Source organism: Ruegeria sp. BF8, assembly GCF_056538625.1.
The window spans coordinates 949,115-960,926 of sequence record NZ_JBQFTL010000001.1 but is presented as its reverse complement, the minus strand read 5'-3'; the positions used below and the strand labels follow the sequence as shown (position 1 = coordinate 960,926).

Below are 11,812 nucleotides of genomic sequence, written 5' to 3'. Positions count from 1 at the left end.
GCTTACCCCTGAACGTTCGGCAGGGCCACCCCTGCTTTTTGCAGGGCATCCCAAATCTTCTGGTCCCGACCATAGACATCGCGCCGATACTGCACGTCGCCCTTCGGCCCGACGAATGCGGTGCGGTAAATCAGATGAACCGGAACCGGCTGTTTGAGGTCAACCTTGGTTTCACGTCCGGTACCCAGCACCCTGTGGAAAAAGGCCTTGGGATCCTCTTCCTGTTTTGCCAGCAAAGCATAGGCGAAATCAAAAGGTTGCGCCAAACGAATGCACCCGTGAGAGAAGGCGCGCACTTCGCGTGCGAACAGGCTCTTCTGCGGGGTGTCGTGCAGATAGATGTTGTACTTGTTGGGGAACATGAACTTGACCAGCCCCAAAGCGTTGCTCTGCCCCGGAGGCTGGCGCATCGCAAACGGGAAGCTGCGAGCCGTGAACTGGTTGAAGTCCACCGCATTGCGGTTCACCTGGCGCCCGCGCCGATCGGTGATCTCAAGATGCCGGACGGCATTGGGGTTGGCCCGCAACTTCGGCAGGTATTCCTTGGTGATGATCGAGCGCGGCACATGCCAGCTGGGATTGATCACCATGTGCTCCATCACATCCGAAAATTCGGGGCTTTGACGATCGCTGGTGTTTTTGCCGATCACCGCACGTGTTTCAAATGTCACCCGACCATCGTCGACGATTTTCGCGGAAAAGTCGGCCTGATTGACCAGAACATGCCGTGCGCCCCTCTCGCGAGGGAGCCAGCGTTCACGTTCCATCGCAACCATCACCGCCTTGAGTCGGTCAGAAGGTGACCGGTTGATTTCGGCAATCGTTCCCTGGCCGGCGACACCATCTGGTTCAAGTCCATGGGCGCGTTGGAAGGCTTGCACCGCTGCCACCATGGAGTCGTCATATTCCGGGCTGGCCGTGGGCTTGAGGAACCCCATCGCAACCAAACGATTACGCAGTTTTATGACGCTCGGCCCCGTATCGCCGCGTTCGTATTTTCCGGTTGGAACGGTCGGCCCCCATTCACCATGTTCGTTCAGTGACTGCAGCGCCATCTTCTGCTTGAGCAGCGCCCGGTACTGGCTGGACTGCGGCGGAAGCTGCGCGAGATAAGAGCCGTCGGTGGATTTCATCATCGCCGCAAGATGATCCGAGGCTGGCTTCCGTTCGACCGCACGCACGAGGCCGGCGTCGATCTGAGCCGGGCGCAGCAGCCCGGACTGAATATCCTGCGCATAGCGGACAAACGCCTCGCTCAGCGCAGCCTCAAGCGCCCCGAGATCGCGGTTTGACCGAGCGCTCTGCATCTTCGCCATCAGGCCATCAACGTCATATCGTTCGGCCGGAAGCCCATGCATCTGAGCATGGGACAATGCTTTGATAAGTGCCGACCGACGCGCCGCGTGATCAGAGGTAGGACCGACCCAAATCGGCGCGAATTCCTGTTCTCGATAAAAGGACGCGATTTCCGGGGTTGTCTCTGCGCTTTCCGCCACAGCCATCCGAAACGCGAAACTCTCAGCCTGGGTCGGAGCCGCCTGAACGGATGTGGCCGACACGGCGATGCTTGCGGCAAACAGAAAAATCGTACAGGTCCGACGGACAGAATTCATGGGATAGCCTTGGTTTTCAATAACTTGGAACACTAGTTTTTGCGTCCGACAATTATGTTTCACGCCTCGGGGGATTGTCCACTCACATTTCCAACAGCACATCACACCGCTGGCCCCCTGATGCGCGATTGCATCGTCTGGAAAAAAACGAAAGGGATTCAGGCCTGTTCGCCACATTTTTTGTCACTTGCGCAGATTTTCGCCGAAAATTCCCCGTAAGAAAGCACAAGACCAAAAGATCGCTTGGCGCAAGAATCCCTCTGTGGCATAAAATCCGCATCTGGGATGGGAAAGAATTAAGAAAGCGCACGTAACATCGTGTGCAGGCAGGAACTGTACGGGACGAAACACGCTATGACCAAGAGCAGTACCTCGGGGATGACCCGGCGTGCCCTATTGGGCGCATTCGCGGCAACGGCAGTTGTTGCAGCACCAACCTACTCAAACGCAGCAGGCTTCCTTCGCGGGGGCGGAGACATCCGCAGGATCCGTATGTATTCGGGTCGTACCGGAGAGCGTTTGGATATGATCTACTGGGTCGATGGCAAATACGTCAAAGACGCGGTCAAGGAAATCAACCACTTCATGCGTGACTGGCGCACCGATCAGTCAAAGGACATGGATCTGCGCACGATCGACATCATGGCCGCGGCCCACAACCTTCTGGATGTGAACGAGCCCTACATGCTGTTGTCGGGATACCGTTCTCCGCAGACCAACGCCATGCTGCGCCGCCGGTCGCGCGGTGTCGCCAAGAACTCTCTCCACGTCAAAGGCCAGGCTGCGGATCTGCGGCTTGCCTCCCGCTCGGTCTCACAGATGGCCAAGGCAGCCATTTCATGCCGTGCCGGCGGTGTCGGCCAATACTATGGATCAAATTTCGTGCACATGGACTGCGGCGACGTTCGCTCCTGGCGCGGCTAATACACTACCACTCACCGACCCCGCAAAAAGCCCCGGCGCATCACTGCCCGGGGCTTTTTGCTGCGGCAGCGCCCATCTGGCAGTGACATACACAGGCGCAGGAGCGTTACGCCTTGAAACTCTGGAAGAAAGTGGCGCACCTGAGAGGATTCGAACCTCTGGCCTCTGCCTTCGGAGGGCAGCGCTCTATCCAGCTGAGCTACAGGTGCGTTGGCCGTTAGCTAACCTTGTTCCGATCCGGGTGCAACTGGATTTTGCATGTCGGAACTCGGTTTAGCGACGAACAATCAGGCAAACAATTCGTGCGCCAGTTCCAGCGCATCGATCAGCGTGTCGACCTCATCGGTTGTGTTGTACAGACCAAAACTGGCGCGGCAAGTGGCCGTAACCCCGAGATGATCCATCAACGGTCCGGCGCAATGGTGCCCCGCCCGAACGGCGACGCCCTTCTTGTCGAGAATAGTGGATACATCGTGCGCGTGGCCCGCACCATCCAGCGTAAAGCTGAAGATAGCGGCCTTGTCGGGCGTCGTCCCCTGAACCTGCAGCCAGTTCAGCCCGGTCAGGCGCTGCATTGCATAGTCGCGCAAGCCCGCCTCATGGGCCGCGATGTTGTCCATCCCCAAACTCATCATGTAGTCCAGCGCAACGCCCATGCCGATCGTCTGGACGATACCTGGAGTGCCGGCTTCGAATTTCATCGGCGGATCGTTGTAGATCACCGTGTCTTTCGACACCTCCTTGATCATATCGCCTCCTCCGATGAAGGGGCGCATCTCGGCCATACGTTCCGATTTGATGAAGATCGCGCCAGACCCCGAGGGGCCGTACAGCTTGTGTCCGGTAATAGCATAGAAATCGCACCCGATATCCTGCAGATCCACCGGCATGTGAACCGCGCCCTGGCTTCCGTCGACCAGCACAGGCACGCCTTTGGCATGGGCGCCTTCGGTGATCGCCTTCACGTCAACCACGGTACCCAGAACGTTGGAACACTGGGTCACCGCCACCAGTTTGGTCTTGGGCCCGATGGCGTCGATCACGGCCTGCGGATCCAGCGCACCACTTGCATCCACGTCCACCCATTTCAGAACGACGCCCTGGCGTTCGCGCAGAAAATGCCAGGGTACGATGTTGGCATGATGCTCCATGACGCTCAGAACAATTTCGTCGCCGGCCTGCATCCGCGGCATGGCCCACCCATAGGCGACTAGGTTGATCCCCTCGGTCGTCCCGGAATTCAGGACGATCTCATCCTCATTCGCGACATTCAAAAACCGGGCGACGGTTCCGCGGACGGATTCGTACTTTTCGGTCGCCAGGTTCGACAGGTAGTGCAATCCGCGATGCACGTTCGAATACTCGTGCGCATAGGCATTGGTAACTGCATCTATCACCACCTGAGGTTTCTGCGCCGAGGCCCCATTGTCGAGATACGTCAACGGCTTCCCGTTCACCTCACGCGAGAGGATCGGGAAATCGGCGCGGATTTTCTGGACGTCATACATGAACGAATTCCCTAAACAGGCCCGCTTGGGGTCATCAACAGGACGAAGGGTATCGCCAGCAATCCCGAGATGAGGATGACCACGAAGGATTTGCCCAGCGAGTGGAAGTGGTGCGCCTGATTGATGAAATGCAGGCTGATGTAGAGGCTGTACAGGCTCATCCCCAATACGAGGATCAGGAACATCGTCGGCGCAACCATCACCATGACGAAGATGATCAATTGGCCCAGAATCTGCAGAAATTGCAGCCAGACCATTAGCAGCATCATGCCTTCCAGGCTACCGGTGCCGCCAAGCATCCTGCCGACAAAATAGAACGCGAAGATGCCCAAGAGAACGGCCCCGGCCGAAGTCGCCAACGACTGCACAACCGGTTCAAACGCCATATCCAGCGATGGATCAAGCGCCGGAAACACAAGGGTCGACAGTGATTGAGACAAAGCGTTCAGGACAACGACCAATGCCAGCGCTGTCCAAAGCACATCCCGACCGGGTACACTGGTCAACAGACGCCTTGCCGCCTCGGCCGGATTTGCCAGTGTCAGAACGGCCAGATGTCCCAGAAATGCGGCGTTCATGCCGGCGCCCTTCGTGTTTGAGAAAATCCGGAAAACCAGAACCAGACGAATACCGCAACCCACAGGGCCCCGGTCAGCGTCTGGACAGGGCCCGGACCGATGAAACCCGCCACCAGCCCGTTCAACAACACCAGCGGCGATGAGGCGAGCAGAGCCCAGAACAGCGCAAGCCGCGCCTGATAGGACGTGGTTGCACCGCCGAACATGCGAGAAATCAGATAAGTCCCCCAGGCAAGGACGTAAAGCAGTAACGGCAGAATGAAGACCGACCCCAGCAAGGCCCCACCCATCAGCATGTTCAGGTCCAACCCCTCAAGATGGGCACGGCGCGCGAGGCCCGGCAACTGTGCGATAAAGCCAATCACACAGAACGCCATGACAAAGGCCAGCGCGCGGTCTTCGCGCGGGCCCATGTCCAGCAGTCGACGCACCACCCGACCGGGCCCGCGATACGAGGCGACGATATCGGTGGTCACCGGCATCAGCTGTGCCGCGCCAACCAGCCTTCCAGCCGCGAGACGATGTCCTCGGCCAGCGCTTCGTCTTCGATCTCTTCAACGGCTTCCGCCAAAAAGGCCAGCGTCAGCATGTTGGTCGCGTCCTTTGCCGGAACCCCGCGCGAGCGCAGGTAGAACAGCGCGGTCTCGTCGATCGCACCCGAGGTCGACCCATGCGAACAGGCCACGTCGTCGGCATAGATCTCAAGCTCGGGCTTGGCCAGGAACTGACTGTCGTCATCCAGCAGCAAAGACTGGCTGATCTGGTAGCCATCGGTCTTCTGAGCGCCTTCCTTGACCAGGATCTTGCCTTGGAACACGCCGGTCGCGCCGTTGCGCAGAACCTTCTTGAACACCTGACGGCTTTCGCAGTTCACCGCGTCATGGGTGATGAACACCGTGTCGTCATGGTGGAAGTCGCCATCGCCCACGCAGGCGCCGGCCACATGCGCCACCGCATCGTCGCCGGTCAGCTCGACCACCTGTTCATTGCGCGTCAGCACACCATTCACGGTCAGGGTGAAAGACTTGTAGACGGAGTCCTTGCCCAACCGGGTGAACATATGCGTCGCAGCACGGCGCTGATGGTCCCTGCCCTGCGCCCGGACATGGTGCAGCGTGCCGCCATCGGCGATGTCGATCTCGATGCACTTGTTGAACCGCGAGGCCGCCGGGCCATTCTCGAGAATCGTCACCTCGGCGCCGCTTTCCACGCGGATCACGTGGTGCAGGATCGCGTCCGAGGTCTCGGAGTCGTGGCGATAGATCAGACTGATCGGCTTGGACGGGTTGCCGGTCACATGGATCGCCACGCCGTCCTGCGCAAAGGCGGTGTTCAGCGCCGCCAGCGGGCGTTGAACCGGGGTCTGGCCCCGCTCCTCGAGCACGCCGTACAGTTGCTTGGCCCAGTGGATGTCCTTGCAGCAGATATCCTCAAGCCGGTCGATGCTCACGCCTTCCAGCGTCAAGTCATCGCTGTCCTCGGGGCTGAACACGCCATCGACGAAGACGATTTTAAGGCGGTCGAACCCGTCAAAGACCATCGGTTCGTCGGTGTGGAAAACCTCGGCCGCCGGGGCCTCGGGCGAAATCAGCGTATCGGGACGCGTGTATTTCCAATACTCGTCGCGCCGCCCGGGCAGACCCATGGCGCGCAGCCGGGCCAGAGCCGCCTCGCGCGCATCGCGGGTGCAGCCAGCTTCGGGCATGCGCAGCGTGGCCAGCCGCGCCTCGGTCGCGGATTGTTTCACGTCGGGCAAGGCCATCAGTTCACCTCGGCAAGAATGTCGGCGTAACCGTTGTTTTCGACTTCCAGCGCCAGCTCGGGCCCGCCGGTCTTGACGATCCGGCCATCGGCCATGATGTGCACCACGTCGGGTTTGATGTGGTCCAGCAGACGCTGATAGTGGGTGATCACCAGGAATCCACGGCCTTCGTCGCGCAGCGCGTTCACGCCTTCTGCAACAAGTTTCATGGCATCGACATCCAGACCCGAGTCGGTCTCGTCCAAGATACACATCTTGGGCTCGAGCATCGCCATCTGCAGGATTTCGTTGCGCTTCTTCTCGCCGCCCGAGAAGCCCACGTTCACCGGGCGTTTCAGCATGTCGGCGTCAATCTTCAGCGACTTGGCCTTTTCGCGCACCAGCTTGAGGAAATCCGCGGCCGAGAGTTCTTCCTCGCCGCGCGCCTTGCGCTGGGCGTTCACGGCGGTGCGCAGGAACGTCATGTTGCCCACGCCCGGGATCTCGACCGGGTACTGGAACGCCAGGAACACGCCGGCGGCGGCACGCTCTTCCGGCTCCATCTCCAGCAGGTCGGCGCCATCCAGAGTCGCCGAACCCTCAGTGACCTCATACCCGTCACGGCCCGACAGCACATAGCTGAGCGTCGATTTGCCCGAGCCGTTCGGCCCCATGATCGCGTGCACCTTGCCGGCCTCGACCGTCAGATCCACGCCCTTGAGGATCTGCTTTTCCTCTTCCTCAAGTTTGACGTGCAGGTTCTTGATTTCCAGCATGATTTGTCCTTTTGCGTATCGTCGGGACGCGCCGGCCCCGGTCTGTTCCTATCCCAGCATCCTGCGCAGCAGCCGCGCCGCGATCCATCCCAGGACCGCCCCGCCGCCGATTGCCCAGACCGGGTTGATGAAATCGGTGTAGTTGACGTTGACATAGGCCACGCCCAGCAAGCCGCCCAGAACAGGCAGCGCATAAGACGCCGCGGTCAGGACATCATCCCTGCGGGTGCGCGGCGAGCGAGCCATCAGCCGACCGAGCCTTCCAGCGAGATCGCGACCAGCTGCTGGGCTTCCATGGCGAACTCCATCGGCAGCGCCTGCAGCACGTCCTTGCAGAAACCGTTGACCACCAGCGCCACGGCCTCTTCCTCGTCCATGCCGCGCTGGCGGCAATAGAACAGCTGATCGTCATCGACCTTCGAGGTTGTGGCCTCGTGCTCGACCCGGCTGCTGTTGTTCTTGACCTCGATATACGGAACGGTGTGCGCCCCGCATTTGTCGCCGATCAGCAGGCTGTCGCATTGGGTGTAGTTCCGGCTGTTCTTGGCCTTGGGGTGCATCGACACCAGCCCGCGATAGGTGTTCTGGGCCTTGCCCGCGCTGATGCCCTTGGACACGATGCGCGACTTGGTGTTCTTGCCCAAATGGATCATCTTGGTGCCGGTATCGGCCTGCTGCATGTTGTTGGTGATGGCGATCGAGTAGAACTCGCCTTGGCTGTCATCGCCCCGCAGGATGCAGGACGGGTATTTCCAGGTCACGGCACTGCCGGTCTCGACCTGCGTCCACATCACCTTGGACCGGTCGCCCCGACAATCGGCACGCTTGGTCACGAAGTTGTAGATGCCGCCCTTGCCGTTCTCGTCGCCCGGGAACCAGTTCTGGACGGTCGAGTATTTCACCTCGGCGTCTTCTTCGACGATGATCTCAACCACCGCGGCGTGCAGCTGCGCGGTATCACGCTGGGGCGCGGTGCAGCCTTCCAGATAGGACACGTACGAGCCCTTGTCGGCGATGATCAGAGTGCGTTCGAACTGGCCGGTGTTTTCAGCGTTGATGCGGAAATAGGTGCTCAGCTCCATTGGGCAGCGTACGCCGGGCGGCACATAGACGAACGAGCCGTCCGAGAATACGGCCGAGTTCAGCGTGGCGTAGAAATTGTCCGACACCGGCACCACCGAGCCCAGGTATTTCTTGACCAGTTCAGGGTGTTCCTTGATCGCCTCGGAGATCGAGCAGAAGATGACGCCGGCCTTCTTCAGCTCGGCTTGGAAGGTCGTGCCAACCGAAACCGAGTCGAACACCGCATCCACCGCGACCTTGCGGCCCTCGGCCGGGGCATCCTCGGCACCTTCCACGCCGGCCAGAATCATCTGTTCTTTCAGCGGGATACCGAGCTTCTCGTAAGTGGCCAGCAGTTTCGGATCGACCTCGTCCAGAGACTTGGGCTTGGTCTCCATCGACTTGGGCCGGGCATAGTAATACTGGTCCTGAAAATCGATTTCAGGATAGTGGACCATGGCCCATTTTGGCTCTTCCATCTGGGTCCAACGCTCGAAGGCCTTCAGGCGCCATTCGGTCATCCACTCGGGCTCTTCGTTCTTTTCCGATATCAGCTTGACGATATCGGGGTTCACGCCCTTGGGCGCGTACTCCATCTCGATATCGGTATCCCACCCGTATTTGTAGGTTCCGACCTCGCGCACCGCGTCAACGGTTTCCTGATCGACACCTTCTTTTACCTGGGTCTGGTCCAAAGCGGCCATGTTCCACCCTCCGTCAGATCACGCGGCCCGCGCGCGATGCTTTTTCTCTTTTTCCAGCCACGTCTCGGCGAAACGTAGCACGTCTTCTTCACTCGTCTCGGGGCCCAGCGAAACGCGTACCGCGCTGGCCGCCGTGGCCTCGTCATATCCCATCGCGGTCAGTACCGCGCTTGCCTTAACCTTGCCGCTGGAGCAGGCCGAACCGGCGCTGATCGCAAAGCCCGACAGATCCATCTGCATCACCTGCGTTTCGCCCTTCCAGCCGGGCGTCGCAAAGCACAGGGTGTTGGGCAATCGATCCTGATCTTTCCCGACAAAAATAGTAGATTTAGAACCAGCCTCAAGGGCCTTTTCTAGAATATTTCTAAGTTCTGCAACCTTTTCCCAAACTCCGTTTGCCAGATCCCGCGCCGCCGCTTCAGCCGCAGCGCCGAACCCAGCGATTCCAATGACATTTTCCGTCCCCGACCGGCGCCCCATTTCCTGGCCACCGCCCTTGATCCGGGCCTCCAGATCCGTGCCGCGTTTCATCACCACGGCACCCACACCCTTTGGCCCGCCCAGCTTGTGCGCCGAGACCAACGCCATCTGCACATCCAGCCAGTTGAAGGCGATCGGCAGTTTCCCGAACGCCTGCGTGGCATCGGTGACGGCTAGACCCTTGGGCAAGGCCTGAATGATCCCGGTTTCAGAATTGGCGAGTTGCAACGTGGACCGGTCCGGGTCGGCGACGGCGACAACGCCTTGGTGCGAAACCGGCAAATCCTCGACAGTCCAGGCCCTTACGGCATCATGTTCGATCGCCGCGCCATGCAGGTTGCGCCCTTCCAAGGCCAGCGCCGCGCCTTCGGTCGACCCGGATGTGAACACGATATCGGCCCCATCCGCCCCAAAGGCCGCGGCCACCTGCGCACGCGCCTTTTCGATGACGGCCTTGGCCGCTCGCCCCTCAGCATGGACCGAGGAGGGGTTGCCGCAGACCTCCATCGCCGCGATCATCGCGTCGCGCGCCTCGGGGCGCAGCCGGGTCGTGGCGTTGTGATCCAGGTAAACACGTCTCATGGACTCACCTTTTCATCCACGGCCACGCCCCTCGAGATTCCCAATCCACTCACCGGTCAATCATCCACGACCGAGAACAGCCCCGGCACCGCCGGACACGGCGCAAGGTCGTTCTGGATCACATCGGACAAGCGTGTCTGGTGCAGGAATACGTAGACATGCGCGCTGAGACTTTCCCACAGGCGGTTGGTCAGCGACTGCGCCCGGCTGCCCGAGGATCCCCCCGACGCCCCGGCCCCCTTGTGCATGGCATCAACTGTTTCATCCACGGCTGACAGAATCTCGACCACGCGGATCTCCGACGCCGGCCGCGCCAAACGATAGCCGCCGCCCGGCCCGCGCACGGATGCAACCAGATCGGCACGGCGCAGCTTGACGAACAGCTGCTCCAGATAGGGCAGCGAAATGTCCTGACGCTCGGAAATCTCTCCCAGGGTCACCAGCGTGTCGGCGGGTTGAAGCGCGATGTCCGCCAACGCCACCATCGCGTAACGGCCCTTGGTTGACAGCTTCATTCTTCGATCCTCGTGGCTTGAACCGCGTGAAAACATTGACGTCGCCGCGGTCAGTGCGTATCTCCGACTGACAGCGTGTTCACGCTGCGATACTCAATTAGAACCGTTCTAAGGTGCCTGACGATAACCGTCAAGTATATCCCGGCGCCCGCGAGAAAAAGACAGGACAACCGCACACATGCCCGAGGTGATTTTTCCCGGACCTGAAGGCCGACTGGAAGGCCGTTACCACCCCCAAAAGGAAAAAGACGCACCGATCGCCATCGTGCTGCACCCGCACCCCCAGTTCGGCGGGACCATGAACAACAAGGTCGTCTACAACCTGCACTACGCGTTCTACAACATGGGCTTTACGGTCCTGCGCTTCAATTTCCGGGGCGTCGGCCGCAGCCAGGGCGAGTATGACCAGGGCGTCGGAGAACTCAGCGACGCGGCATCGGCGTTGGACTATCTGCAGTCGATGAACAACAACTCGAAACATTGCTGGGTTGCAGGCTTTTCGTTCGGAGCCTGGATCGGCATGCAGTTGCTGATGCGTCGCCCCGAGATCACCGGCTTCATCAGCGTGTCGCCGCCCGCGAACATGTATGATTTTTCGTTCCTTGCCCCCTGCCCCTCGTCCGGGCTGATCATCAACGGAACGGCTGACCGGGTGGCACCGCCGGCGGACACCACCGCACTGGTCGGAAAGCTGCACGAGCAGAAGGGTATCACCATCACCCATACCGAGGTTGAAGGAGCCGACCACTTCTTCCAGGGTGAGCACATGGATACGCTGATGACCAACGTAACCGACTACGTCAAACGCCGCCTGACCGAGAACACACGCTGATGTCCGACACCATCACCATTCTCGCGGCGAAACTGGCCGAGGATACGATGAAGGTCATGGACGAAACCGGCCAGGATCGGTTCTACGTCGAAGTCGGTGACGTTCTGGGCGCAGCCTCCCAATCGCTTGAGGAGGCTTTCCTTACCGAAATCCGCGTCCGGTTGGCCGAGCGCAAGGCGCGGCAATTCCTGATCAAGAGGCTGTCGGATCACCGGTCCAAGGTGAAGGCGATCGAAAAGCAATAGGCGCAAAAAAAGGAGCCCGCGGGCTCCTTTTTCGTTTCATTCGTGGCGTTCAAACTGTTGTTGCGCTTGACATATCAACCAAATTGGCTGCGTCAGTATCGACGGACCCCCCGTCAGCAAGCCACCCAATCGCCACGATAGTTGCCGAAGCAAACACGACCGTTTTTGCAAATGTCGTCATGAAACACACTCGTTAAAAAAGTAATCGAAAACGTGCAGTAGTTTACACACTTTCCGGCCTTGCCATAGTCG

13 protein-coding genes and 1 tRNA gene are annotated in these 11,812 nt (G+C 59.9%); 3 read left to right on the top strand and 11 right to left on the bottom strand.

Going from position 1 to position 11,812, the window contains the following annotated elements; genetic code table 11:
• Positions 1-2 precede the first annotated feature (2 nt).
• A complete protein-coding gene (locus ACR0LD_RS04750; RefSeq protein WP_480635753.1) occupies positions 3-1,613 on the bottom strand; it encodes a L,D-transpeptidase family protein in 1,611 nt (536 codons plus the stop codon).
• Between the two features lie 354 nt (positions 1,614-1,967).
• Here ACR0LD_RS04750 and mepK point away from each other — a divergent pair, with 354 nt between their 5' ends.
• Positions 1,968-2,537 carry a peptidoglycan L,D-endopeptidase MepK gene (gene mepK / locus ACR0LD_RS04745; protein ID WP_170338571.1) on the top strand — a complete coding sequence of 190 codons (570 nt, stop codon included), beginning with the start codon at positions 1,968-1,970 and terminating at the stop codon, positions 2,535-2,537.
• 132 nt (positions 2,538-2,669) lie between these two features.
• Here the strand turns inward: mepK and ACR0LD_RS04740 are convergent.
• The 10 genes from ACR0LD_RS04740 to iscR form a co-directional block, all read right to left on the bottom strand.
• A tRNA-Arg gene (locus tag ACR0LD_RS04740) sits at positions 2,670-2,746 on the bottom strand.
• A 78-nt stretch (positions 2,747-2,824) separates the two neighbouring features.
• Positions 2,825-4,045 (bottom strand): cysteine desulfurase, encoded by a 1,221-nt coding sequence (locus tag ACR0LD_RS04735; RefSeq protein ID WP_170367122.1) that lies wholly within the window; start codon positions 4,043-4,045, stop codon positions 2,825-2,827.
• 11 nt (positions 4,046-4,056) lie between these two features.
• On the bottom strand, positions 4,057-4,623 hold the full coding sequence (locus ACR0LD_RS04730; RefSeq protein WP_480635751.1) for a Yip1 family protein: 567 nt from the start codon (positions 4,621-4,623) through the stop codon (positions 4,057-4,059).
• The gene (locus ACR0LD_RS04725) at positions 4,620-5,105 is read right to left on the bottom strand and encodes a YIP1 family protein (RefSeq protein WP_170357884.1); all 486 of its coding nucleotides are present in this window, start codon (positions 5,103-5,105) and stop codon (positions 4,620-4,622) included. Before ACR0LD_RS04725 ends, ACR0LD_RS04730 begins: the two co-directional genes overlap by 4 nt.
• Positions 5,105-6,385, bottom strand: a complete 1,281-nt coding sequence (sufD, locus tag ACR0LD_RS04720) for a Fe-S cluster assembly protein SufD (RefSeq protein WP_480635749.1) — start codon at positions 6,383-6,385, stop codon at positions 5,105-5,107. Before sufD ends, ACR0LD_RS04725 begins: the two co-directional genes overlap by 1 nt.
• On the bottom strand, positions 6,385-7,140 hold the full coding sequence (sufC, locus tag ACR0LD_RS04715) for a Fe-S cluster assembly ATPase SufC (protein WP_170357887.1): 756 nt from the start codon (positions 7,138-7,140) through the stop codon (positions 6,385-6,387). Before sufC ends, sufD begins: the two co-directional genes overlap by 1 nt.
• A gap of 48 nt (positions 7,141-7,188) precedes the next feature.
• A complete protein-coding gene (locus ACR0LD_RS04710; RefSeq protein WP_170363443.1) occupies positions 7,189-7,386 on the bottom strand; it encodes a hypothetical protein in 198 nt (65 codons plus the stop codon).
• Positions 7,386-8,906 (bottom strand): Fe-S cluster assembly protein SufB, encoded by a 1,521-nt coding sequence (gene sufB, locus ACR0LD_RS04705; protein WP_170339113.1) that lies wholly within the window; start codon positions 8,904-8,906, stop codon positions 7,386-7,388. Before sufB ends, ACR0LD_RS04710 begins: the two co-directional genes overlap by 1 nt.
• Positions 8,907-8,924: 18 nt before the next feature.
• On the bottom strand, positions 8,925-9,968 hold the full coding sequence (locus ACR0LD_RS04700; protein WP_480635746.1) for a cysteine desulfurase family protein: 1,044 nt from the start codon (positions 9,966-9,968) through the stop codon (positions 8,925-8,927).
• A gap of 56 nt (positions 9,969-10,024) precedes the next feature.
• Positions 10,025-10,483, bottom strand: coding sequence for a Fe-S cluster assembly transcriptional regulator IscR (gene iscR, locus ACR0LD_RS04695; RefSeq protein WP_093962098.1), 459 nt, complete (start codon positions 10,481-10,483; stop codon positions 10,025-10,027).
• 178 nt (positions 10,484-10,661) lie between these two features.
• Here iscR and ACR0LD_RS04690 point away from each other — a divergent pair, with 178 nt between their 5' ends.
• Both ACR0LD_RS04690 and ACR0LD_RS04685 read left to right on the top strand, forming a co-directional pair.
• Complete coding sequence (locus ACR0LD_RS04690; RefSeq protein ID WP_093962099.1) at positions 10,662-11,315, top strand: alpha/beta hydrolase; 654 nt, start codon at positions 10,662-10,664, stop codon at positions 11,313-11,315.
• The gene (locus tag ACR0LD_RS04685; RefSeq protein WP_093962100.1) at positions 11,315-11,560 is read left to right on the top strand and encodes a hypothetical protein; all 246 of its coding nucleotides are present in this window, start codon (positions 11,315-11,317) and stop codon (positions 11,558-11,560) included. The genes ACR0LD_RS04690 and ACR0LD_RS04685 overlap by 1 nt, the downstream gene beginning before the upstream one ends.
• Positions 11,561-11,812 lie beyond the last annotated feature (252 nt).

What these genes read in the sequence shown, in the direction of transcription:
- ACR0LD_RS04750 (WP_480635753.1), bottom strand. Translation starts at nt 1,613, where the DNA reads ATGAATTCTGTCCGTCGGACCTGTACGATTTTTCTGTTTGCCGCAAGC.
- mepK (WP_170338571.1), top strand. Translation starts at nt 1,968, where the DNA reads ATGACCAAGAGCAGTACCTCGGGGATGACCCGGCGTGCCCTATTGGGC.
- ACR0LD_RS04735 (WP_170367122.1), bottom strand. Translation starts at nt 4,045, where the DNA reads ATGTATGACGTCCAGAAAATCCGCGCCGATTTCCCGATCCTCTCGCGT.
- ACR0LD_RS04730 (WP_480635751.1), bottom strand. Translation starts at nt 4,623, where the DNA reads ATGAACGCCGCATTTCTGGGACATCTGGCCGTTCTGACACTGGCAAAT.
- ACR0LD_RS04725 (WP_170357884.1), bottom strand. Translation starts at nt 5,105, where the DNA reads ATGCCGGTGACCACCGATATCGTCGCCTCGTATCGCGGGCCCGGTCGG.
- sufD (WP_480635749.1), bottom strand. Translation starts at nt 6,385, where the DNA reads ATGGCCTTGCCCGACGTGAAACAATCCGCGACCGAGGCGCGGCTGGCC.
- sufC (WP_170357887.1), bottom strand. Translation starts at nt 7,140, where the DNA reads ATGCTGGAAATCAAGAACCTGCACGTCAAACTTGAGGAAGAGGAAAAG.
- ACR0LD_RS04710 (WP_170363443.1), bottom strand. Translation starts at nt 7,386, where the DNA reads ATGGCTCGCTCGCCGCGCACCCGCAGGGATGATGTCCTGACCGCGGCG.
- sufB (WP_170339113.1), bottom strand. Translation starts at nt 8,906, where the DNA reads ATGGCCGCTTTGGACCAGACCCAGGTAAAAGAAGGTGTCGATCAGGAA.
- ACR0LD_RS04700 (WP_480635746.1), bottom strand. Translation starts at nt 9,968, where the DNA reads ATGAGACGTGTTTACCTGGATCACAACGCCACGACCCGGCTGCGCCCC.
- iscR (WP_093962098.1), bottom strand. Translation starts at nt 10,483, where the DNA reads ATGAAGCTGTCAACCAAGGGCCGTTACGCGATGGTGGCGTTGGCGGAC.
- ACR0LD_RS04690 (WP_093962099.1), top strand. Translation starts at nt 10,662, where the DNA reads ATGCCCGAGGTGATTTTTCCCGGACCTGAAGGCCGACTGGAAGGCCGT.
- ACR0LD_RS04685 (WP_093962100.1), top strand. Translation starts at nt 11,315, where the DNA reads ATGTCCGACACCATCACCATTCTCGCGGCGAAACTGGCCGAGGATACG.